Raw genomic sequence first — 19,528 nt, forward strand, 5'->3', positions numbered from 1 at the left:
TTCCCTCACCCACCACCCGTGAGCTGACCGAACCCGACGGGATGCATCGAATGACCGACGAAACCGACGCTGCGGATGCCGCAATCGCTCGCGAGACCGCCCAGGCAGCTGCCGACAAAGCACGGTCCGACGCCGGAAAGGCGGAGGCGGAGGCCGAGAAGCAGCGTATCGACAACGCCCAGGCCAAAGCCGCCAACGCCCTCTCCCTTGCGGCGACGCGACTCGAATTGGAGCTGAAATCACGGAACGACGCCGATGCGCAGGCGGATCGACTGGTGACCCGGTTGACCGCGGCGCTACCGAAACTCAGCGCACTTCCCGTGGGGGCAGTCTCCTTCAGCGATGGCGCCGTATTCCGGGGATCCGAGTTGGCGCAACTCGCGATGGACTCGGCCGCTGAACAGCTCGCCGACGGATTTCGCTCGGCATTTCCTGCTGGCGCTCCCTTCCGTGCACTGGTGACGAGCGATGAGGATCTCATCGCCTCGGTCGTGGCCTACCGCGAGCTCACCGCGGCCATCGCCCTCCTGCTCTCGTCGGCGAAGACGGTGCACGATTCCGCGACGGATGCCCTGGCGACGGACGACAGTAGACGACTCATCGGGATCGATACAGCGGTGACGATCGCGACCGTGGCGGCGAGCGCCCTGACGGAGGTCGCGACCCTGTTCGCGGCCGATGCCTCCGTGCAATCGAAGGACGCCTCCGCATCCGCGACGGTCACTCGCACCCTGGCCATCCGAGCCCTTTTGCAGTTCTCCCAGGGCGGATCCACAGTGCTCGACGACTCGGCGCGGGTGCTCGAGACCCCCAGCGACTTGCTCGTCGCCCTCAGTTCCCTCACGTCCACCGCGACGACCCTTGCGACGGACAGATCCGAACTCGCGGCTGTCATCGCGAGCCTCGCGAAGGCCACGAGTGCCGAACACCGGTCGCAGCGCACAGCAGCGAATGGAGCACTCGCGGCAGTAACCGCCGTGGGCGACCAGATCACAGCGTTCCTCGCGTCGATCTCCGGAACGGCTGGCGGAGCGGCGAGCGCATTGGCGCGCGCCCTCACCCGGGAGTCGATCGCCCGCGCGGCCGGCGGGGTCACGCACGTCGTCGTCGTCCCACCCGCCGACATCACGACCGACCAGGTGGTGCAACGCAGCCGGATCCGGCGCACGAGGGCCACGGTCTCCGCATCGGCCCGTGTGACCTACCTCCTACTGAAGCTCGACGACAACTCGATCCTCGCTGCGGGTACCGCCACGGGCACCGCTGTGCGCCGAGCGAAGTTCCGTCTCGCGACGATGGAATGGGGCCCCCTCGCGCGCTGAATCCTCGCGACGGGGCTAACCTGATCTTTTCCCACCGTGACTCGAGGAGGCGCAGCCGTGGACCAGCACTGGGTCGCAACAGACTTCGGGGGGCTCGATGTCTTCCGCCTCGACGATGTGGAGGTCGCCCCTCCCGCAGCCGGGCAGGTGACGATCGCGGTGCGCGCCGCCGGCATGAATCCCGCCGACGTCAAGCACGTCGCGCGCGGATCCGATCGCTCCCTCCTGCCGATCGCCATCGGTTACGAGGTCGCGGGGGTCGTCACCGCGATCGGTGCGGACACCACCCTCGCCTCCGGCGGAGGGGCGGTCGGCGACGAGGTGATCGCGTTCCGGGTGCAGGGTGGGTACGCCACGGCGATCACCGTCGACGCGAGGAATGTGTTCGCGAAACCCCCGTCGCTCGGGTTTCCGGAAGCGGCGAACCTGTTGCTTGCGGCCACCACTGCCTCCGAGATGCTGCACGTGACCGCGGTCTCCGCCGGCGACACCGTGCTGGTGCACGGCGCATCCGGCGCGGTCGGGGTGAGCGTGATCCAGCAGGCGAAAATGCTCGGGGCACGCGTGATCGGCACGGCAAGCGAGGGCAGCTTCCCGGTGCTCGAGCGGTTCGGCGCCGAGCCCGTCGCGTACGGCGAGGGTCTCGAAGAGCGCGTGCGGCGCCTGGCTCCCGAGGGCATCGCCGCCGCGCTCGACACCGTCGGCACCGATGAGGCGGTGGATGTCTCGCTCGCCCTGGTCGCGGACCGCAGCCGGATCGTCACGATCGCCGCAATGCAGCGGGCGGAGGGTGCGGGCATCCGAGTGATAATGGGCGCCCTTCCCGCGAGCGCGGCCTATCGCGATGCCGTGCGCGCAGAGCTCATCGCGCTCGCCGGGGCCGGCTCCCTTGTGGTGCCGATGGCGCGAACATATCCTCTCGCTGACGCGATCGCCGCCCTCACCGTGCTGACCGCCGGGCATCCGGGCGGCAAGATCGCGCTCATCCCGTAGTCCGCCCCAGAAGCGTAGTTTGGGAGACCGCGGCTGTGTCACCCGGGCAATCCGCCACTCGCTCCGCTCCGAACCACCAGTCATCGTCAGGGAAATGAGGAATCGAATGTCCGGACGCAGCGCGACCGCCATCACGGAACTGCTCGCCACGGCATCCCTCGACCACACCTGGGATGTCGCCACGATGCACACGCCGGTTGGGCTCTATCCCAAGGCCGGCCTCCTTCCCGCCGTCGTCGAGGTGCGCGACCAGACCGGCGCCTGGGACGGGGTCGGGCAGACCCGCCAGCTCATGCTCTCCGACGGGGGAAGCGTGATCGAGCACACGACGAACGTGGACCGCCTCGAATTCTTCGCCTACAACCTCACCGACTTCCAGAAGATCTTCGGCGTCATGGTGGAGAGCGCCCGGGCCGAGTGGACCTTCACCATGGCCCCGAACGGCACGCTGATCCGCTGGCGGTACACCTTCCACTCCAAGCCCGGCTACGGGCTGCCGCTCGCAGCGATCATCAAATTCCTCTGGGGTCCCTATATGGCCCGAGTGCTGCCGGGCATCGTCGCGGAGATCGAGCGCTCGCGCTGAGTCGGTGCCCAACGGCCCACTCAATAGGCTGGGGGAATGACCCTGTTGACGGTGCGGCTCTCATGCATTCCCAGTGTGCCGGACTGCGACGACACAGGGAGGGCGTTCGACACCGGATGGATTCCCACGGCACTCGTCATTCTCGTGATCGTTGTGGTGGTCGCGCTTGTGATCAGCCTGCGGCGGCGCTGACCGGGTGAGAGTCCATCCGCTCGATCGCGAGATCCTCGGCCTCGCCGTTCCGACTCTCGCAGCCCTCGTCGCCGAACCCCTCTTCCTGCTCGTGGACACCGCCCTTGTCGGCCACCTCGGCAGCGTCTCCCTCGCGGCCCTCGGCATCGCGAGTGTCGTGCTGCAGACCGCGGTCGGCCTGCTCGTCTTCCTCGCCTATGCGACCACCCCGGCGGTCGCGCGACTGCTGGGAGCCGGGGACCGCCGTGCGGCCGTGCGGGCCGGAGTGGATGGCGCGTGGCTCGCCCTCGCTGTCGGGGCGGCGCTCCTCGTGCTCGGGGTCGTCTTCGCGCCCGCTGCCGTCGCGGCCTTCGGCGTCGCTCCGGACGTCTCGGCCGCCGCCGTCAGCTACCTCGCAATCTCCGCCTGGGGGCTGCCCGCGATGCTCTTCGTGCTCGCGGCGACCGGACTGCTGCGCGGACTCCAGGACACCCGCACCCCGCTCCTGATCGTCGGGGTGGGATTCGCGGCAAACGCGGCCCTCAACGCCCTGCTCATCTACGGCTTCGGATGGGGGATCGCGGGTTCCGCGGCGGGCACTGTCATCGCACAGTGGGCAATGGCGGCCCTCTTCGCCGTCTCCGTGGTGCGGGCCGCCCGTGCGACCGGCGCGAGACTGCGACCCGGACTCGCCGGGGTGAGGCTGGCCGCGGCATCCGGGGGGTGGTTGCTCCTGCGCACGGCATCACTGCGGGCGGCGATGCTCGCAACGGTGTTCGCCGCCAGCCTGCTCGGGGTCACCGGCCTGGCGACCCTGCAGGTGGCGCTCGCGGTCTTCTCGCTGCTCGCGTTCGTGCTGGACTCGCTCGCGATCGCGGGCCAGGCGATGGTCGGGCACGGGCTGGGAGCGGCCCGACCCGACCGGGTGCGAGTCCTTACCGGCCGACTGGTGCGTTTCGGTGTCGGTGCGGGTCTGCTGATCGGAGTGATCGTCGCCGCGGTCTCGCCGGTGCTCGGCCGCGTGTTCACGGGTGATGACGACGTGCTCGCCTCCCTGACTCCGGTGCTTCTCGTGATGGCCGTCGGGGTGCCGCTGGCGGGATTCGTCTTCGTCCTCGACGGGGTGCTGATCGGGGCGGGCGACGGGCGGTACCTCGCGCTCAGCGGCATCCTCACTCTGGCGATCTACCTGCCCCTGCTGTATTCCGTCGGCCCGCAGCACGGTGCGCTCGCCGTCTGGTCGGCGTTCGGGCTCGGCTACATCGGTGCACGGGCGCTGGCCCTCGGTCTGCGGGTGCGGGGCAGCCGGTGGCTGGGGGTCGCCTCATCGACTCGCTCTTGACTCGACGGCCTTGCACGGTGAGGGTGTATGGAGTCCACACCTCGAGGGAGACCCCATGACCGAATTCGCGGCATCGGCCGACGGCACTCACATCGCCTACGACCGCGTTGGCCGCGGTCCGGCATTGGTGGTCACCGGGGGAGCGTTCAACACCCGACTCTCGCCCTACCCGCTGGTAACGCTCCTCGCCGAACGGTTCACCGTCCTGAGCTACGACCGCCGCGGTCGGGGCGACAGCGGAGCCGGCACTCCCGATGCCGAGGACACCGTGGCGCGGGAGGTGGAGGATCTCGCCGCGGTGGTGACCGCGGCCGGGGGTACCGCGATGGCCTACGGGCACTCCTCCGGCGCAATCATCGCCCTCGAGGCGGCCATGGCGGGCGTGCCGATCACCCGCCTCGCGGTCTATGAACCGCCCTACAGCTTCGACCCGGAGCATCCAGAACCCAGGCAAGACTTCGGCTTCCCCGCGGCGATCGCGGCGGGAGACGCGGATGCGGCGGCTCGAGCCTTCCTGCAGATCACCGGTATGCCGGCCGCCGCCGTCGCCGGCATGAGTGCCGCACCCTGGTGGTCCGGCATGATCAGCACAGCCCTCACCCTTCCCCACGACATCGCGCTCTCCGGTGACGGACGCGTGCCGGCCGATCGTCTCGGCGTCGTCGACGTGCCCGTGCTGGCTCTCGACGGCGGCGAGAGCCCAGCCTGGGCGGCGCGCGCGGCCGAGGGTGTCTCATCGGCCGTCGTTCACGGAGTGCGTCGAACCGTCGACGGGCAGAACCACGGGGTCGACCAGGCCGTGCTCGCGCCGATCCTGGTGGAGTTCTTTGGGGCGTAGCGTTGGTTCCATCATGAAAGCAATCGTGTACAGCGAAACCGGCGATCCCTCCGTGCTCCACCTGGTCGAGCGGCCGGTGCCGGAACCGGAGGCCGGTGAGGTGCGGATCCGCATGGTCGTCTCGGGCGTGAATCCCACCGACTGGAAGACCCGTCGCGGATCGCGGCCGGGGGATCCGGCGGAATTCGCGGAGGTCGTGCCGAACCAGGACGGTGCCGGCGTGATCGATGCGGTCGGAGCGGGTGTGCGTGGGTTCGCGGTGGGGGATCGGGTCTGGACCGCGATCGCCGCGTACCGGAGTGCCCACGGCGGCACCGCGCAGGAGTTCACCGTGCTGCCGGTGGATCGCGTATACGCACTTCCGGATGCCGCGAGCTTCGACCTCGGTGCCTCCCTCGGTGTGCCGGCGATGACCGCGCATCGCGCGCTCACCGTTGCGGAGGACGGCCCCTCCCGACTCTCTCCCGGAGCACTTGCCGGCACTACCGTGCTGGTCGCCGGCGGGGCCGGCGCCGTCGGGCATGCCGCCATCCAGCTCGCCCGCTGGGCCGGAGCGACCGTCATCACCACCATCAGCTCACCCGCGAAAGCCGCGCTGGCGCGGGCAGCGGGCGCCCATCACGTCGTGGACTATCGCCAGACGGATGCCGCCTTCGAAATCCGCAGACTCGCCCCGGACGGTGTCGACCTGATCGTCGAGGTCGCGCCCGACAAGAACGCCGAGCTCGACGGCAAGGTCATCCGCAACCGGGGATCGATCGCCGTCTACGCGACGACCGGCGATCCGCTTGTACTCGACATCCGAGTGCTCATGACTCTCAATGTGCGCTACCAGTTCCAGCTTCTGTACACCCAGGGGCAGGATGCGCGGGATGCCGCCGCCGAGGACATCGCCGCCGCCATCGTCGACGGAGCTCTGCCCATCGGCGACGACGCCGGGCTGCCGCTTCACCGGTACCGGCTGGCCGAGACCGCAGGCGCCCACGCCGCAGTCGAGGGCGACATCGTGGGCAAGGTGCTGATCGACATCACCGCGGCCTGACCGACTGCGCCCACCTTTTTTCTGGGCAATCGCTGGGCATACACGCCACGCGCGCGGTGTTGGCCTCCAATGGATACGCAACGAACGCAAGGAGAAACAGCACTATGACCGAAGTACCCACGATCACCCTGAACAACGGGGTCGTCATCCCACAGCTCGGATTCGGTGTCTACCAGATCACCCCGGATGAGACGAAGCAGGCGACCCTCGACGCGCTCGAGGTGGGCTACCGTCACATCGACACCGCCGAGATGTACGGCAACGAGAAGCAGGTCGGCGAGGCTGTGGCGTCGTCCGGGCTCGACCGCTCTGAGATCTTCGTCACCAGCAAGCTCAACAACGGTTTCCACGCCCGGGATGCGGCGCTCCGGGCGTTCGACGGCACCCTCGAGGCGCTCGGTTTCGACTACCTCGACCTCTTCCTCATCCACTGGCCGCTGCCGACGGTCAGCGACTACGTGGAGACCTGGAAGGCCATGCAGGAGCTCTACGAGTCGGGACGCATCAAGGCCATCGGTGTCTCCAACTTCCAAGGCGCCCACCTGCAGCGACTCTTCGACGAGACCAGCATCGTTCCCGCGGTGAACCAGATCGAGGTGCACCCCTACCTCGTGCAGGACACCCTCCGCGCGTTCGACACCGCGCATGGCATCGCGACCGAAGCCTGGTCGCCGATCGCCCAGGGCAAAGTTCTCGACGACGAGGTCATCGTCGCGATCGCGGAGAAGGTGGGCAAGACTCCCGCGCAGGTCACCCTGCGCTGGCACATCCAGCGCGGCGATATCGTCTTCCCGAAGTCGGTCACTCGCTCGCGGGTCGAGGAGAACTTCGACATCTTCGACTTCGAGCTCGCGGATGACGACATCCAGTCGATAACGGAGCTCGATCGCCACGAGCGCACCGGCCCCGATCCCGACACCTTCGACTACGTGCCGAAGTCCTGACGATGACCGCGCTGGTACTGGCGGGCGGCGGAATCGCCGGAATCGCCTGGGAGGTCGGCGTGCTCTTCGGAATCCAAGAGTGCGAACCCGCGGCCGCATCGAGGATTCTCGATGCGGACTCCACCTACGTCGGCACCTCAGCGGGGTCGGTCGTGGCCTCGCAGGTGGCCGGCGGTGTGCCGCTGCGCACCCTGTTCGAGCAACAGCTGGAACAGCACACCGCCGAGGTCGGCGCGAAATTCGATGTGCAGGAGTTTCAAGAGAAACTCGCGCAACTGCTCGACGGTGTGACCTCGGCCGAGGAGGGGCGTCGCCGTGTCGGGCGGTTCGCCCTCGATGCAACGACCGTCGCCTCCGGCGACCGTCGTGCGGTCATCAGCGCGCGCCTCACGGTGAAACAGTGGCCGGACCGCAGGCTGCTCATCACCGCGGTGAACGCCGAGACCGGGGAGCTGCGCGTGTTCGACCGCGATTCTGGGGTCGATCTGATCGATGCCGTCTCCGCGAGTTGCGCTGTCCCCGGCATCTGGCCGACCGTGGAGATCGAGGGCCAGCGCTACACCGACGGAGGGGTACGCACGATCGCGAACTCCGACCTCGCCGCGGGGTCGGATCCGGTGCTCATCCTCGCGCCGCTCGCCGAGGCGAACCAGCCGGTCGCGATCCCGGCCCACGAGCTTGCCGCGCTCGAGCCCGCCCGCGTCCACGTCGTGTGCGCAGACGAAGCGTCGATCCTCGCATTCGGAAGCAATCCGCTCGACCCGGCAACGGCATCCGTGTCGGCGTTGGCCGGGCGCGACCAGGGCCGCCGTATCGCGGCCGAGATCGCCGCGTTCCTCGGCTAGCCGGGCGGGCAGTCTCGCGGGGAAGGCCTCGTCCTCCCGGGTTCGCCTGCGACTTCGAGTTGCGACTGCCCGTCCCCTTCTGGCGGACATGCAGCGCTTCGCAAGAATCCACCGCGAGGATAGGTGGTATCGGCCCCCGAGAGGAGCAGGACCATGGGATTCTTCGATCGACTCTTCGGCCGCGAGGAGCAGGCGGCCCCGCATCGTCCGGCGGCCGCGAAACCTCGGAGTGAGGACGAGATCGCCGTCGAGCGCTACGAATATCTGTTGCGCACCGCGCCGCCGGAGACCATCGAAAAGGTGCACACCGAGGCGTTCTCGAAGCTGACTCCGCAGCAGCGCGACATTTTGTTCGAGAAGCTCACGGCCAACGCCGACGCGAATTCCGATGCGAGCGAACGCCCGACGGATGCCGCACCGGCGACCCTCGCGAAGGCCGCAACGCGCGCAGAGCTGCAGCAGCCGGGCACGCTCACCCGCACTCTCGGTGGGTCCGCCTTCGGCGGCAGCGCCGGCGGGGCCGGGCTCGGCGGGATGTTCGCCAGCTCGCTCCTCGGGAGCGTCGCGGGCTACGTCATCGGTTCCGCCCTCGTGAGCAGCTTCATGCCGATGGATGGAGGCTCTGACGCCGGTGCCGCAGAGGCCGGCGCGGCCGATGCCGGGGCCGTCGACTCCGGCGCTGCCGACTCCGGCGCTGCCGACTCCGGCGCTGCCGACTCCGGCGGCTGGGATGGCGGCTATGACAGCGGCGGGGACTTCGGCGGCGATTTCGGCGGGGGAGACTTCGGCGGCTTCTAGCCGCCTCGGCACCCGGGCATCGGGCGTGGTGCCGTCGGGCGTGGTGCCGTGCAGCACCGTACGGGTTCGCAGGCACATCGTTCTCTCGCCACCTTCGGAGAGGGCTTCGCGACCGGCCGAAGGCGGATGCTCGCGCGACACGCCGTCTGCTCGCGGCGACGCGCCGCCGGGTCCGGGGACCATCCGCCCTCGGCCCGTCGGGGCTTGGTCCCCGGCGCGCCGACGGGTGGGAAGCGATGTGAGCCCGGCCGCCGCGGTGTGGTCTGACGGAGGCTCGAGTTCGCCAGGTCGATGTCGTGCAGCACCTCGGCAATCCCGGGACCGCGCCGAGATCCCGAAGTGCCGCAGGACATGGTCCGGTGCAACTACCGCCTGCGACCTCGGGCAGCGCAGGCGCCCGCGGCACCGCGCACGGCTCGCGAGCCGCCCTTACTTCTTCGGACCGATGAAGCCGTTCTTCACCATGAACTCGTAGGCGACGTCGGCGGGCTCTTCTCCGCCGTCATCCACCCGTAGGTTGAGCTTTCTCAGGGTGGTCTCGGTGATCCGCGGGGAGATCTTGTCGAAGACGCCCTCGAGTCCCGGATACTTCGCGAGGGTGTCCGAGTTGAGTACCGCGGCGACGTTGTAGGCGGGGAAGAACGCCTTGTCATCCTCGAGCACGGTGAGGCCGAGCTTGTTGATGCGACCGTCGGTCGTGTAGACCTCACCGAAGTTGCAGGTGCCGCGATCGGTCGCCGTGTAGACGGCTCCCGTGTCGAAGACCTTCACCGCAGAGGCCGGAACGCTGCTCGCCTTGCCGCGGGTGAGGCCATAGGCCGTGAGCATCGGGTTCAGCCCGTCGACGCGGGAGTTGAACTCCGGTTCGACGCAGAAAGTACGGTCCGCGACCGGAAGGGTCGAGATCTGCGACAGCTTCGTGATCCCCAGCTTCTCTGCCTCCTCCGAGCGGATTGCGAGCGCGTAAGTGTTGTTGAGCGGAGCCGGTTGGAGCCAGGTGAGGCCATTGGCCGCATCCGCCCTCTTCACAGCCAGGTACTGTTCCTCCTTGTCGGGGATCCCCTTGGCGTTACCGAGATAGGTGAGCCAGGCCGAGCCGGTGTACTCCCACATCATGTCGGCGCCACCGGAGGTCATCAGCTGCCGGGCGGGAACGCTGCCGGGCACATTGGTGAGGTCGGTCACCGCGAATCCGGAAGCCTTCGCGGCTATCACGGCGATCTTTCCGAGGATGAGTTGCTCGGTGAAATTCTTCGAGGTGACGGTGATCGAGGCGCCGGCCGGGAGATCGAGCGGCGCGATCGATCCGCGAGAGACCGCCGGAACATACGCGGTGGCCGGCTGAAGGCCGCACCCGGTGAGAGCGAGCATTCCGGCGGCGACGACGGCGGCGGTGCGGCCGAGTCGACTAAGGCCGAGACCAGTGAGGCCGAGACGATTAGGGGCGGTGCGAGTCATCACAGTCCTTTCGGACGGGCGACCTGCTCGACGATGCGGCCGAGCCAGTCGATCGAGAGCGCGAGAAGCGCAATGAGAAGCGCCCCGGAGACGAGCACGCTGTAGAGGTAGAGGTTGACTCCGGTGACGATGAGGATGCCGAGGCCACCGCCGTTCACGAACGCCGCGAGGGCAGCGGTACCGACCAGCAGCACGAGGGCGGTGCGGATGCCCGCGAGCATCACCGGCACAGCGAGGGGCAGCTCGATGCGGAACAGCACCGCGATCGCGCTCATGCCCATGCCGCGTCCCGCCTCGACCAGCCGTTCGTCGACCCCGCGCACCCCGATCATCGTGTTGCGCAGCACGGGAAGGGCCGCATAGAGCACGAGGGCGAGGATCGATGCCCAGTAACCGGAGGAGATGAAGATCGCGAGGAGTACGACGAGTCCGATTGCGGGGGCGGCCTGTCCGATGTTCGCGATCGCGAGGATCGGAACTCCGAGGCGGCGGAACCGCCGCCGGGTCAGCAGTACCCCGAGGGGGATCGCGATCGCAAGCACGATCACCGCCGACACGAAGGTGAGCGACAGGTGCTGGAGCGTCGCCCCCCAGAGGGCAGCCGGAGCAAGGGTGGTGCGTTCGGTAGCGGTGATGGGCGCGAGCGAGAGCCAGAGTATGAAGCAACCGAGCACCACCAGGATCGCGATGGGCTGCACGATGAGCCCGCGCCAAGATGCCGTGCCGACCGGCGCGCGCAGCCGGCGTTCGCCGGTAGTCGGCGTGACGACTCCGTCGATGACGGTCGTCATGCTGCGGTCGTCTCGGTGATCTCCGGTGCCGGTACAAGGGGGATCTCGCCGGAGTTCGTGCCTGTCGGGGCGGCGGCGGATGCTGCGGCCGAGGCCCGAGCGGAGGTGATGGCGTCCATCACTGTTTCCACGTCGATCACCCCGAGGAAGCGATCGCGCTTGCCGGTCACGAGGGCGGCGCCCGCACTAGAGACGAGCATGGTGTCGAGGGCGTCGTTCAGAGTTGCACGGCTTCCGACCACCGGCAGGCGGTCCTCCGGCGTCGCAGTGATCGTCTCAAGGCGACCGAGTTGGCGCTTCGACAGCCACTGTAGGGGCCGCTCTCGCTCGTCGACGACGACGACATGGTTGTGCTTCGCTGCGAGGGCGCGGGCGAGCACCTCGGAGGCGACCTCACCCGGGTGGGCGATCACAGCACCCGCGAGCTCGACGTCGCCGACGCGACGAAGGGTGAGCTGTTTGAGGCCGGCTCCGGACCCGATGAAGTTCTCGACGAACTCGTTCGCCGGCTCCGCGAGGATCCGTGCCGGGGTGTCGTACTGCACGATGTGGGCGCCGTCGCTGAACACGACGATCCAGTCACCGAGCTTCACCGCCTCGTCGAAGTCGTGGGTGACGATCACTATCGTCTTCTGCAGTTCCTCCTGGATGCGGAGGAGTTCGTCCTGCAGGCGCTGGCGGGTGATCGGATCGACCGCACCGAAGGGCTCGTCCATCAGCAGCACCGGAGGATCGGCGGCGAGGGCCCTCGCCACACCGACCCGCTGCTGCTGGCCGCCAGAGAGTTCCTTGGGGAAACGGTCCCGATAGTCGGCGGGGTCGAGGGAGACGAGCTCGAGCAATTCGTCGACCCGGTCGGCGATGCGCTTCTTGTCCCAGCCCAGCATCTTCGGCACGATCGCGATGTTCGCCGCGACGGTGAGATGGGGGAACAGGCCACCGGCCTGGATCACGTACCCGATGCGTCGCCGCAGCTCATCGCCGTCGATGTCGGTCACATCTTCAGCGCCGAGTACGATCCGACCCTCGGTCGGCTCGATCAGCCGGTTGATCATCTTGAGGGTCGTGGTCTTGCCGCAGCCGGAGGGGCCGACGAGCATGACGATCTTCCCGGCCGGGATCTCGAGCGTGATGCCGTCGACGGCGGGGCTCTTCTGGCCGGGGTAGCGCTTCGTTACTCCTTCGAGAAGGATCGACTTGCCGCTGACGATGGGTGCTTCGGTGGTGGTGGTTTCAGACACGGATACCCCTAGGTGTAGTGAGCCGGCCGAGACCGACGAGAGCGAGATCGAGGATGAGCGCGAGCAGGACGACTCCGATGACGCCGGTGAGCACGGACTCGAGTGAATTGGCGCCCCCGAGACGGGAGAGGCCGGAGAAGATGAAGCCGCCGAGGCCGGGGCCGAGCACGTAGGCCGCGACGGCGGCGATCCCCATCACCATCTGCGCCGAAACGCGGATGCCGCCGAGGACCACCGGCCAGGCGAGCGGAAGCTCCACCAGGAAGAAAGTGCGCGCACGTCCCATTCCGATGCCGCGCGCCGACTCGACGACGGCCTGGTCGACGCCGTTGAGGCCCACGACGGTGTTACGCAGGATCGGCAGGGTCGCGAAGAAGGTGACGACGGCAACCGCCGGCGGCACGCCGAACCCGAGCGGGGCGATGACGAGCCCGACAAGGGCGAATGCCGGGATCGTGAGGCCGATCGCCGAGAGGGTGTTCGCTGCCGAGCTGAGGATGCGGCTGCGATAGGCAAGGGCGGCGAGCGCCACGGCCACCACCGTCGCCAGCACCAGGCACTGCACGACGAGGCTCACATGCTGCCACGACGAGAACGCCACTTGGTCGAAATGGCTCTGGATAAAATGCCACACGGACAACACCTCGCGCGTTTCCTGATCGAAACGTGCCCCTCGTTTGGGGGGTGGACGCCGCCACCAACCCTAACGACAGCCCCGGTGAACTCAAATTTGACTTATCGAGCCCGATGAGCGGTGCGGGGGCTTCGCCGGTGGGTCAGTCGTCGATTTCGGGTTGCTCTTCGTCCGGAGGAGCGGGAACCGCCGCACTCAATGGGGGCCTGCCCCGACGGGGATGGATCGAGGCGCCCTCGGCGAGATAGACCTCGCGAGGAGCACCGGCATCCGACTGCTTCACCGAGGAGATCCAGATGGATTCGGGATGCACGTCGTCGCCCGCTCGCACGTCTTCGGCGGTACGCAGCTTGGCGATCCGGTGGATCAGGCCGCCGAATCCGATCTTCACGACCACATCGGTGACGCAGAGCGCGACCTGCATGGTGGTGGTCCAGCCGCCACCGAAACCGAAGACCTGGATCAGGTAGACGAGTGGATAGATCACCCACCCTCCGAGGAGGACTCCGGTCGCCTGCCGGAGCAGCCTCGCCGCCTCCGGGGTCAGATGTGGCACGGAGGCCCGAACGGACCGGAGGAGGAGGAGCGTGGTGAAGATCCAGAAGACACAGCTGATCGCCCCCCACACCAGCAGTTGGGCGGTGTCCTCACCGCCCCCGAGGATGAATGCCCCGAGGAATCCGCTGAAGATCATGAGGAAGGCACCGCCGCCGGCGAACCACTGTGCGCGCCTCGCGGCGGCGCCCACAAGGGTGCACACAGCGAGCAGCTCGACGGTGAGGAGCGGCACGGTGATCGACCAGTCCATGAAGCGCGGGGCGAACGCCAGGATCGCCTCGGCGTTGGGACGATAGCCGGTGCCGGTGACGTCGTACCCGCGGAGGAATTCCGTGACGATGAGCACGTAGCTGAGGCTCGCGACGATCGTGATGCTCAGGCGTGCGACGACGGCGCCGCGATAGCGCGACCCCACCTCGTTGCGCGTCGTCCAGGTGCGCAGGAAGCCCGCGAACAGGGCGAGGCCCGCGATCACCAGGAAGTACAGCGAGAGCAGGTACTCCGGCTGCGTGAGGGTCGCGTTCCAGGGCGCGGTGCTTGCAGGGATCATGATTGTCCAGTGTGCGCCCTGCCCGCAGCGGTGCGGGAGGGCCTTGCGATCCGGCGGGAAAAGTGAGACGGGGTGCGCACGCCGGGGGTCATGAGGCCATCCCGCTCGGTGGTTCGGGGGTGAAGAACAGTCCGCTCGCACTGTTTGCCGAGAGCATCAGCACCTCGATCCACTCGCGGTTGATGCTCGGGATGCGACTGCCGGAATAGCGGTAGTAGAGCGTGCTGCTCGGGTCGAGCCAGATCGTGCTTCGCCCGCTTCCCAGCTCGGGGGCATTCACCCAGGTGAAGATGAAGCTCTCGTTGCGTCGGAGCTTGTTGGTGATAACGATCTGCAGGTGCATGAGTGCGCGGTCGTCGAACGCCACCTCGATACTGGAATTCCCGTACACCAGACTGCCCATGCTGCGTTTCTGCCCCTCGACGTTCTGTGAGTACTGTATCCGAGGATCGCGGCGATGGATCGCCGGGCAGGTCAGTGCGTGGCGACCTGCGGTGCGACATCCGTCTGCTCGGTGAGCTGTGGGGAGGGCTGCTGCTTGCGCACGAAGAATGCCGCAGGGATCGCGAGGAGCGAGATGATCGCGGCGAAGGTGAAGGCGACGTGGATTCCCGCCGCCGTCGCGGATTCGCTCGACGATCCGGAGCGGATGAGCGTCGCCGACGTTGCCGACATCACCGTGACGAAGAGGGCCGTTCCCGCTGCGCCGGCCAATTGCTGCACGGTGCCGACGATCGCGCTGCCGTGGGAGTAGAGCTCCGGCTTCAGGGAGCCGAGGCTCGCGGTGAACAGCGGCGTGAACAACAGCGCGAGTCCGATGCTGAGCACCACATGGGCGGCGAGCACCCAGAGGAACGAGCTGTTCTCGTCGAGCAGCGTCATGGCCCAGAGGTCGGCGCTCACGATCGTCGAGCCGATGACGAGCAGCACCGTCGGGCCGATCCGGTCGTAGATGCGACCGACGAAGGGCGCGAGGATGCCCATGATGAGACCACCCGGCAGCAGGAGGAGCCCGACAGTGATCACCTCGACGTGCAGCACCTCGACGAGGTAGAAGGGCAGGAGCACGATCGTGCCGAACATCGCCATCATGCTGATCGAGAACATCACGATGGAGAAGCTGAAGTCCCGGGTCTTGAAGGTGCGAAGGTCGAGGAGCGCGCGGTCGCTGCGCTGGAGCAGCAGCTGCCGAAGCACGAACGCGACGAGGGCGACCACGCCGACGGCCAACGGCAGCCACGTCTCGAGAGGCGTGGTGGCCGTGCCGAGGTTGCTGAGCCCGAAGACGACTCCGCCGAAGCCGAGCGCGGAGAGCACGACGGAGAGCACGTCGATCCGCGTCGGTCGAGGCTCGGTGACGTTGGTGATGAGGGATGCCCCCACGATGAGCGCGGCCAGTGCGATCGGCAGCACGAGGATGAACATGAAACGCCAGTCGAGCACGTTGAGGATCAGGCCGGAGATCGTGGGTCCGATGGCGGGGGCCACCGAGATGACGATCGAGATGTTGCCCATCATCTGTCCGCGAGTGGCGGCCGGAACCAGGTTCATGACGGTGGTCATCAGCAGCGGGAACATGATGGCCGTGCCGCTCGCCTGCACGATGCGGGCCAGCAGCAGGATCTCGAAGCCCGGCGCGACGGCCGCGATCAGCGTGCCGAGGGTGAAGAGCCCCATCGCGGCGATGAAGAGGGGGCGGGTGTGGAATCGCTGGAGCAGGAATCCGGTGATCGGGATGATCACGGCCATCGTGAGCAGAAACGCCGCCGTCAACCACTGGGCGGCACTTGGCGTGATGCCGAGTTCCCTGGTGAGAGTCGGAAGGGCGACGCCCATGATCGTCTCGTTGAGGATCATCACGAAGACCGAGATGAGCAGCAGGAAGATCACGAGGCGGTTCCGGGCCCCGAGGCTGTCGGGGTGGTCGGGCGCGAGTTGCGCGGATTCGGTGGAGAGAGCACTGGTCATGGGATTCCCGTCGGAGAGAAGCAGTCGGTGGTGGGGCCGGCGGCGCAGTCGAAGCAACGCCGGGGCCGCGGTGCCCGAAGAAGCAGGAAGAGGTTCTGGATGCTGCGGAGCCCGGCCGATGGAGGCGGGCGTCCTTTAGGAGAGCATTCTCATAGTCTGCAGTATTCCCACGACATTGCGGAAGGCACGGCGACGACAATGGCGACGGCCACCATCGGTCACCGGCGGCGGTCAGCGGAGCAGGGAGCTCGCGTCCCGCCGCATCGTCGGCGGGTAGTCCGTGGTCGCGGTGCCGACACGCACCAGCATCTGAATGGTCTCGCCCTTCGGCGCGAACTCTTTGTGGATCTCCGCGTAGGGAGTGCTCATCGACGGGTACTCCTGCAGCACCTGGCTCAGCGGCTGCATCACGAGGCCGAGGGTTCGCGCCCGGAGGGAGAACTGCGCGTACAGCACGCCAGCTTCGACCTGCTCGGCTCGGGAGTTACCCGCCGTGCTGATCATCGCGTAAGCCGGGGTGTGCGCCACCGCGGCGGCGGTCGAGGCGATGCTGCGCGTGGCGCCGGCCGCGTCGTCGTTCATCGACGGGATCAGTGTGATCAGCCCCTGGAGCAGGTACTTCATGAATCCGGAGGTGCCCTGCCCTTCGACCGCGAATCCGGAGCGCGCCGCGTTCTTCTTCGCCTCGGTGGAGTAGAACAGGCGATCGCTCTCCGCGGTGGATGCGGCGTACTTCGTCTCGATGAGAGTGCCCTCGATGCCGAAGTCGCCCAGTGTCCTGCGGGTGACCGCATCCTCGTAGAACTGGAGTGTCGCGCCCGATCCCGACGCGAGCACGGAGAGCTCGGAGATCTGTCCGGCCGTGACCTTCTTTCCGGAGTACGGGCTGCGGTTCGTATCCGAGAGGAAGAGGGAGGCCGCATCGGTGGAGGAGGTGCTCGCGGTCCTGGCGAGGGTGATGCGGGCGACCGGAAGGGTCTTCATGCTTGTCGCAAGGGCGGGCTCGGTGTAGGCGCCGTCGGGGAAGAGGTCGAAGGTGGTCGAGTAGCCGAGGGCGAGACCCGCCACACGGAGGTATTCGAGGAAGGTGCCCTGCGACACCATCGCCTGGCGGGCGAGCGGGTCGACCGCGGGGGTCAGCCGCGACGCATCCGCATAGAGGTAGAGCACATCCGGGTTGGCGGCATCCAGCTTCACCGTCCACGGTTGCATGTTGTGGCTGCTCGGAGCGAGCAAGGCGCGGGAGACGAGTTTCATACGCGGGTCGGAGAACTGGCTCGAGTAGCTGCTCTTCCAGGGATCCAGATAGTGGGCGGGAGTGAACAGCCCCCCTACTGCGAGAACCACGACGAGGAGTGCCGCGATCGCGCCGACGACGGATCCGGAGATGATGAGGAGCACGCGCCGGGTCCGGTGGACTACCGCGGTCATGACGTCACCGGGGGCAGTGCGCGGGCGGGGGTTCTCTCGGCGAAATTCACGGGGGGCTCCTTGGGCCGACGTGGATGCCGACTGCTCAACTCCAGCAGCAGAGACCCCTGATTCACAGGGTCTTAGGTCCCGGGCTCAGCCCGGCGACAACCAGCCTCAGGCGGCGGGAGCGAGCCGGCGCACCTCGTGTTGCAGCCGCGAGCGCGCACCATGCTCGACGAGATTCGGGATGTAGGTGCTGATCCGGCTGCCGGAGAGTGCGGCGTACTCCTCCGCAACCGTGGATTCGATGTGCTCACGGCCGACCTTGGGGAAACGCAGCGCGAGCCTGTCGACGAGCTTTCCGACAGCGGCTTCCGTGGTCAGTGGGGGCATGAGGTCATTCTGTGCCCTGTGGCGGGTGGCGTCAATGTGGGAAGCCGGTCGTCAGACGAAGTCGTAGAGCCTCTCGACGGCGTGGTCGAGCGTGAGGAAGCTGCCGATGCGCAGGCCCTCGTCGTCGGTGAGCACGTAGCCGGCGGGAGTGCGTGCGATCGCCCCGGCAGGCTCGCCGGTCACCTGGTGGCGGATGGTCCAGCGACAGATACCGCAGGACTCGACAAGGAACCACTGCGAGTGACTCACCGTGGCCACGCTCACCGGAGAGCTTCGCGACGAACCGACCGGGTGCGGATGGTGCTGCCGGTGCCCGCGAGGATGTGCGTGAGCGTCGTGCGCGCGCTCGTCGGCAGCGTGATCACCTCGAGCGGCTCCCGCGCGCCGGCGAGCACCAGCTCGACCGGCAGGCCGGAGTCGAACACCCGCACTCCCGGGATCGACGCGGCTTCGGCGACAACGGACGCCGATTCGCGCCGGTGAGGCAGATAGATGACGGGGGAGTCTGCAGCCTCGGCGCGCACCCAGCGTAGGTAACGGTCCAGCGGAATCCGTCCGTCGGTCGGCAGCGCACTTCCGAGCAGTACCCGGTTGCCCGGCACGCTGATCGGCCGCGCGGTGCGCCGCACCCATTCGAACCGGTGGGAGGTGACGGGGATGTTCTGGGCACGGAGAAGGGCGGTGCGCACCTCGCCGAATTCGAAGGCGGTGGCGATCTCCAGCGTGTTGCGGGCCGCGAGTGAGAGCATCCGCTCCCTGGCCAGGATTCCGAGCGAGCCGGCGAGGGCCGACTCGCGCTGGCCGGGGCGCGCGTAACTGGTGCGCCCGACGAGGGCGTCGACGATTGCGGTCGCCTGCGAGCCGTCATCGAGGAGCGTGAGCGACCGGGGCGCCCTCACGGCTGAAGCGAGTCGGAACTGGCCGGAGAACGCATCGCCGACCGCCCAGTCGCGGTGACGGGAGAGCAATTGCCACGGTATGCCGAAATACGGCACGCACTGCGCGAAGCGCGCGCCACGGGCGAGGAGTTCGGTGGCCGTCGTGGACATCTGCGGGCTCGTGATCCGCAGCGCGACGACTATCTTCTGCGGCTGGGACTCCGCCCATTCCGCGGCCGCGACGAGCTGGAGCGGGGATTCCACCCAGGCGATCGCGGGATGCCCGCGCTCAGTCGCCGGCATCGGAACCTCCCGCGGTTGCCGGTCCCAGGGCAGCGAGCTGCTCGTGGGCTGAGAGGGGATCGACCCGACACGCGGACCATTCCAGCACAAGGCGATCACCGCAGACGCTCTCGGGTACCGCTGCCGACACTTCGGCGGTGATGCGGGCACGCAGCATGCTCGCGGCAGTACCCGACCGCACGACGACCTGGATTTCGAGTGAGTCGCAGGAATCGGTGAGCAGGAGGGATCCGACCGAGGGAATCCAGACGAGCTGCTGGTCATCGTCCAGCGACACGGATTCGAAACGGCGGAAGCGGTGCCGCACGAACTCCAGCCAGAGGGAGGAATCGAGAGGGCGGATCATGAGCGTGATCGCGATCATGGATCCAGCCTTGCCGTCGCAGGTGGCGCCGAAGTTAACGGCGGTCGACCATCAGCCGAAACCACCGACGCGCGCACGGTGCCGGTGTTCACCTGT

At 67.8% G+C, this 19,528-nt stretch carries 22 protein-coding genes; 10 read left to right on the forward strand and 12 right to left on the reverse strand.

All coding sequences use genetic code 11. The features are described from left to right. Positions 1-50 precede the first annotated feature (50 nt). The 10 genes from ACVXZ4_RS05775 to ACVXZ4_RS05820 all read left to right on the forward strand — a co-directional run bounded on the left by ACVXZ4_RS05775 (position 51) and on the right by ACVXZ4_RS05820 (position 8,881). Positions 51-1,322 (forward strand): hypothetical protein, encoded by a 1,272-nt coding sequence (locus ACVXZ4_RS05775; protein WP_461797282.1) that lies wholly within the window; start codon positions 51-53, stop codon positions 1,320-1,322. Between the two features lie 57 nt (positions 1,323-1,379). After that, positions 1,380-2,315, forward strand: a complete 936-nt coding sequence (locus tag ACVXZ4_RS05780; RefSeq protein ID WP_461797283.1) for a quinone oxidoreductase family protein — start codon at positions 1,380-1,382, stop codon at positions 2,313-2,315. 106 nt (positions 2,316-2,421) lie between these two features. Further along, positions 2,422-2,901, forward strand: coding sequence for an SRPBCC family protein (locus ACVXZ4_RS05785; RefSeq protein ID WP_461797284.1), 480 nt, complete (start codon positions 2,422-2,424; stop codon positions 2,899-2,901). A gap of 36 nt (positions 2,902-2,937) precedes the next feature. Beyond that, complete coding sequence (locus ACVXZ4_RS05790; protein ID WP_461797285.1) at positions 2,938-3,093, forward strand: hypothetical protein; 156 nt, start codon at positions 2,938-2,940, stop codon at positions 3,091-3,093. A 4-nt stretch (positions 3,094-3,097) separates the two neighbouring features. Further along, positions 3,098-4,414, forward strand: coding sequence for an MATE family efflux transporter (locus tag ACVXZ4_RS05795; protein ID WP_461797286.1), 1,317 nt, complete (start codon positions 3,098-3,100; stop codon positions 4,412-4,414). Between the two features lie 55 nt (positions 4,415-4,469). Beyond that, a complete protein-coding gene (locus tag ACVXZ4_RS05800; protein ID WP_461797287.1) occupies positions 4,470-5,252 on the forward strand; it encodes an alpha/beta hydrolase in 783 nt (260 codons plus the stop codon). Positions 5,253-5,265: 13 nt separating this feature from the next. Then, positions 5,266-6,294 (forward strand): NADPH:quinone reductase, encoded by a 1,029-nt coding sequence (locus ACVXZ4_RS05805; RefSeq protein ID WP_461797288.1) that lies wholly within the window; start codon positions 5,266-5,268, stop codon positions 6,292-6,294. A gap of 104 nt (positions 6,295-6,398) precedes the next feature. Continuing rightward, positions 6,399-7,238 (forward strand): aldo/keto reductase, encoded by an 840-nt coding sequence (locus tag ACVXZ4_RS05810; protein ID WP_461797289.1) that lies wholly within the window; start codon positions 6,399-6,401, stop codon positions 7,236-7,238. Between the two features lie 2 nt (positions 7,239-7,240). Then, positions 7,241-8,083, forward strand: a complete 843-nt coding sequence (locus ACVXZ4_RS05815) for a patatin-like phospholipase family protein (protein WP_461797290.1) — start codon at positions 7,241-7,243, stop codon at positions 8,081-8,083. 153 nt (positions 8,084-8,236) lie between these two features. Beyond that, positions 8,237-8,881, forward strand: a complete 645-nt coding sequence (locus ACVXZ4_RS05820; protein WP_461797291.1) for a hypothetical protein — start codon at positions 8,237-8,239, stop codon at positions 8,879-8,881. Between the two features lie 429 nt (positions 8,882-9,310). Here the strand turns inward: ACVXZ4_RS05820 and ACVXZ4_RS05825 are convergent, their stop codons facing one another. From ACVXZ4_RS05825 to ACVXZ4_RS05880, 12 genes are all read right to left on the reverse strand, one after another. Continuing rightward, positions 9,311-10,339, reverse strand: coding sequence for a glycine betaine ABC transporter substrate-binding protein (locus ACVXZ4_RS05825; RefSeq protein WP_461797292.1), 1,029 nt, complete (start codon positions 10,337-10,339; stop codon positions 9,311-9,313). Then, a complete protein-coding gene (locus ACVXZ4_RS05830; RefSeq protein ID WP_461797293.1) occupies positions 10,339-11,130 on the reverse strand; it encodes an ABC transporter permease in 792 nt (263 codons plus the stop codon). The genes ACVXZ4_RS05825 and ACVXZ4_RS05830 overlap by 1 nt, the downstream gene beginning before the upstream one ends. Then, positions 11,127-12,371 carry an ATP-binding cassette domain-containing protein gene (locus ACVXZ4_RS05835; protein WP_461797294.1) on the reverse strand — a complete coding sequence of 415 codons (1,245 nt, stop codon included), beginning with the start codon at positions 12,369-12,371 and terminating at the stop codon, positions 11,127-11,129. Before ACVXZ4_RS05835 ends, ACVXZ4_RS05830 begins: the two co-directional genes overlap by 4 nt. After that, the gene (locus tag ACVXZ4_RS05840) at positions 12,364-13,005 is read right to left on the reverse strand and encodes an ABC transporter permease (RefSeq protein WP_461797295.1); all 642 of its coding nucleotides are present in this window, start codon (positions 13,003-13,005) and stop codon (positions 12,364-12,366) included. Before ACVXZ4_RS05840 ends, ACVXZ4_RS05835 begins: the two co-directional genes overlap by 8 nt. Positions 13,006-13,147: 142 nt before the next feature. Continuing rightward, positions 13,148-14,113, reverse strand: coding sequence for a bacteriorhodopsin (locus tag ACVXZ4_RS05845; RefSeq protein WP_461797296.1), 966 nt, complete (start codon positions 14,111-14,113; stop codon positions 13,148-13,150). 88 nt (positions 14,114-14,201) lie between these two features. Next, positions 14,202-14,516 (reverse strand): DUF7882 family protein, encoded by a 315-nt coding sequence (locus ACVXZ4_RS05850; protein WP_461797297.1) that lies wholly within the window; start codon positions 14,514-14,516, stop codon positions 14,202-14,204. Between the two features lie 71 nt (positions 14,517-14,587). Then, positions 14,588-16,081 carry an MDR family MFS transporter gene (locus tag ACVXZ4_RS05855; RefSeq protein WP_461797298.1) on the reverse strand — a complete coding sequence of 498 codons (1,494 nt, stop codon included), beginning with the start codon at positions 16,079-16,081 and terminating at the stop codon, positions 14,588-14,590. A 231-nt stretch (positions 16,082-16,312) separates the two neighbouring features. Next, positions 16,313-17,512 (reverse strand): Acg family FMN-binding oxidoreductase, encoded by a 1,200-nt coding sequence (locus tag ACVXZ4_RS05860; protein WP_461797299.1) that lies wholly within the window; start codon positions 17,510-17,512, stop codon positions 16,313-16,315. Between the two features lie 156 nt (positions 17,513-17,668). After that, positions 17,669-17,887, reverse strand: a complete 219-nt coding sequence (locus ACVXZ4_RS05865) for a three-helix bundle dimerization domain-containing protein (protein WP_461797300.1) — start codon at positions 17,885-17,887, stop codon at positions 17,669-17,671. 51 nt (positions 17,888-17,938) lie between these two features. Beyond that, positions 17,939-18,136 carry a hypothetical protein gene (locus ACVXZ4_RS05870; protein WP_461797301.1) on the reverse strand — a complete coding sequence of 66 codons (198 nt, stop codon included), beginning with the start codon at positions 18,134-18,136 and terminating at the stop codon, positions 17,939-17,941. A gap of 11 nt (positions 18,137-18,147) precedes the next feature. Then, complete coding sequence (locus ACVXZ4_RS05875) at positions 18,148-19,068, reverse strand: hypothetical protein (RefSeq protein ID WP_461797302.1); 921 nt, start codon at positions 19,066-19,068, stop codon at positions 18,148-18,150. Further along, positions 19,055-19,432: a hypothetical protein gene (locus ACVXZ4_RS05880; RefSeq protein WP_461797303.1), complete on the reverse strand. Its 378-nt coding sequence runs from the start codon at positions 19,430-19,432 to the stop codon at positions 19,055-19,057. The genes ACVXZ4_RS05875 and ACVXZ4_RS05880 overlap by 14 nt, the downstream gene beginning before the upstream one ends. Positions 19,433-19,528 lie beyond the last annotated feature (96 nt).

This window comes from Lacisediminihabitans sp. FW035 (genome assembly GCF_054880895.1).

Bases quoted from the DNA above. Each gene is read 5' to 3' on its own strand.
- ACVXZ4_RS05775 (WP_461797282.1), top strand. From the start codon at position 51: ATGACCGACGAAACCGACGCTGCGGATGCCGCAATCGCTCGCGAGACC.
- ACVXZ4_RS05785 (WP_461797284.1), top strand. From the start codon at position 2,422: ATGTCCGGACGCAGCGCGACCGCCATCACGGAACTGCTCGCCACGGCA.
- ACVXZ4_RS05790 (WP_461797285.1), top strand. From the start codon at position 2,938: ATGACCCTGTTGACGGTGCGGCTCTCATGCATTCCCAGTGTGCCGGAC.
- ACVXZ4_RS05800 (WP_461797287.1), top strand. From the start codon at position 4,470: ATGACCGAATTCGCGGCATCGGCCGACGGCACTCACATCGCCTACGAC.
- ACVXZ4_RS05805 (WP_461797288.1), top strand. From the start codon at position 5,266: ATGAAAGCAATCGTGTACAGCGAAACCGGCGATCCCTCCGTGCTCCAC.
- ACVXZ4_RS05810 (WP_461797289.1), top strand. From the start codon at position 6,399: ATGACCGAAGTACCCACGATCACCCTGAACAACGGGGTCGTCATCCCA.
- ACVXZ4_RS05815 (WP_461797290.1), top strand. From the start codon at position 7,241: ATGACCGCGCTGGTACTGGCGGGCGGCGGAATCGCCGGAATCGCCTGG.
- ACVXZ4_RS05820 (WP_461797291.1), top strand. From the start codon at position 8,237: ATGGGATTCTTCGATCGACTCTTCGGCCGCGAGGAGCAGGCGGCCCCG.
- ACVXZ4_RS05825 (WP_461797292.1), bottom strand. From the start codon at position 10,339: ATGACTCGCACCGCCCCTAATCGTCTCGGCCTCACTGGTCTCGGCCTT.
- ACVXZ4_RS05830 (WP_461797293.1), bottom strand. From the start codon at position 11,130: ATGACGACCGTCATCGACGGAGTCGTCACGCCGACTACCGGCGAACGC.
- ACVXZ4_RS05845 (WP_461797296.1), bottom strand. From the start codon at position 14,113: ATGATCCCTGCAAGCACCGCGCCCTGGAACGCGACCCTCACGCAGCCG.
- ACVXZ4_RS05850 (WP_461797297.1), bottom strand. From the start codon at position 14,516: ATGGGCAGTCTGGTGTACGGGAATTCCAGTATCGAGGTGGCGTTCGAC.
- ACVXZ4_RS05855 (WP_461797298.1), bottom strand. From the start codon at position 16,081: ATGACCAGTGCTCTCTCCACCGAATCCGCGCAACTCGCGCCCGACCAC.
- ACVXZ4_RS05860 (WP_461797299.1), bottom strand. From the start codon at position 17,512: ATGACCGCGGTAGTCCACCGGACCCGGCGCGTGCTCCTCATCATCTCC.
- ACVXZ4_RS05865 (WP_461797300.1), bottom strand. From the start codon at position 17,887: ATGCCCCCACTGACCACGGAAGCCGCTGTCGGAAAGCTCGTCGACAGG.
- ACVXZ4_RS05875 (WP_461797302.1), bottom strand. From the start codon at position 19,068: ATGCCGGCGACTGAGCGCGGGCATCCCGCGATCGCCTGGGTGGAATCC.
- ACVXZ4_RS05880 (WP_461797303.1), bottom strand. From the start codon at position 19,432: ATGATCGCGATCACGCTCATGATCCGCCCTCTCGATTCCTCCCTCTGG.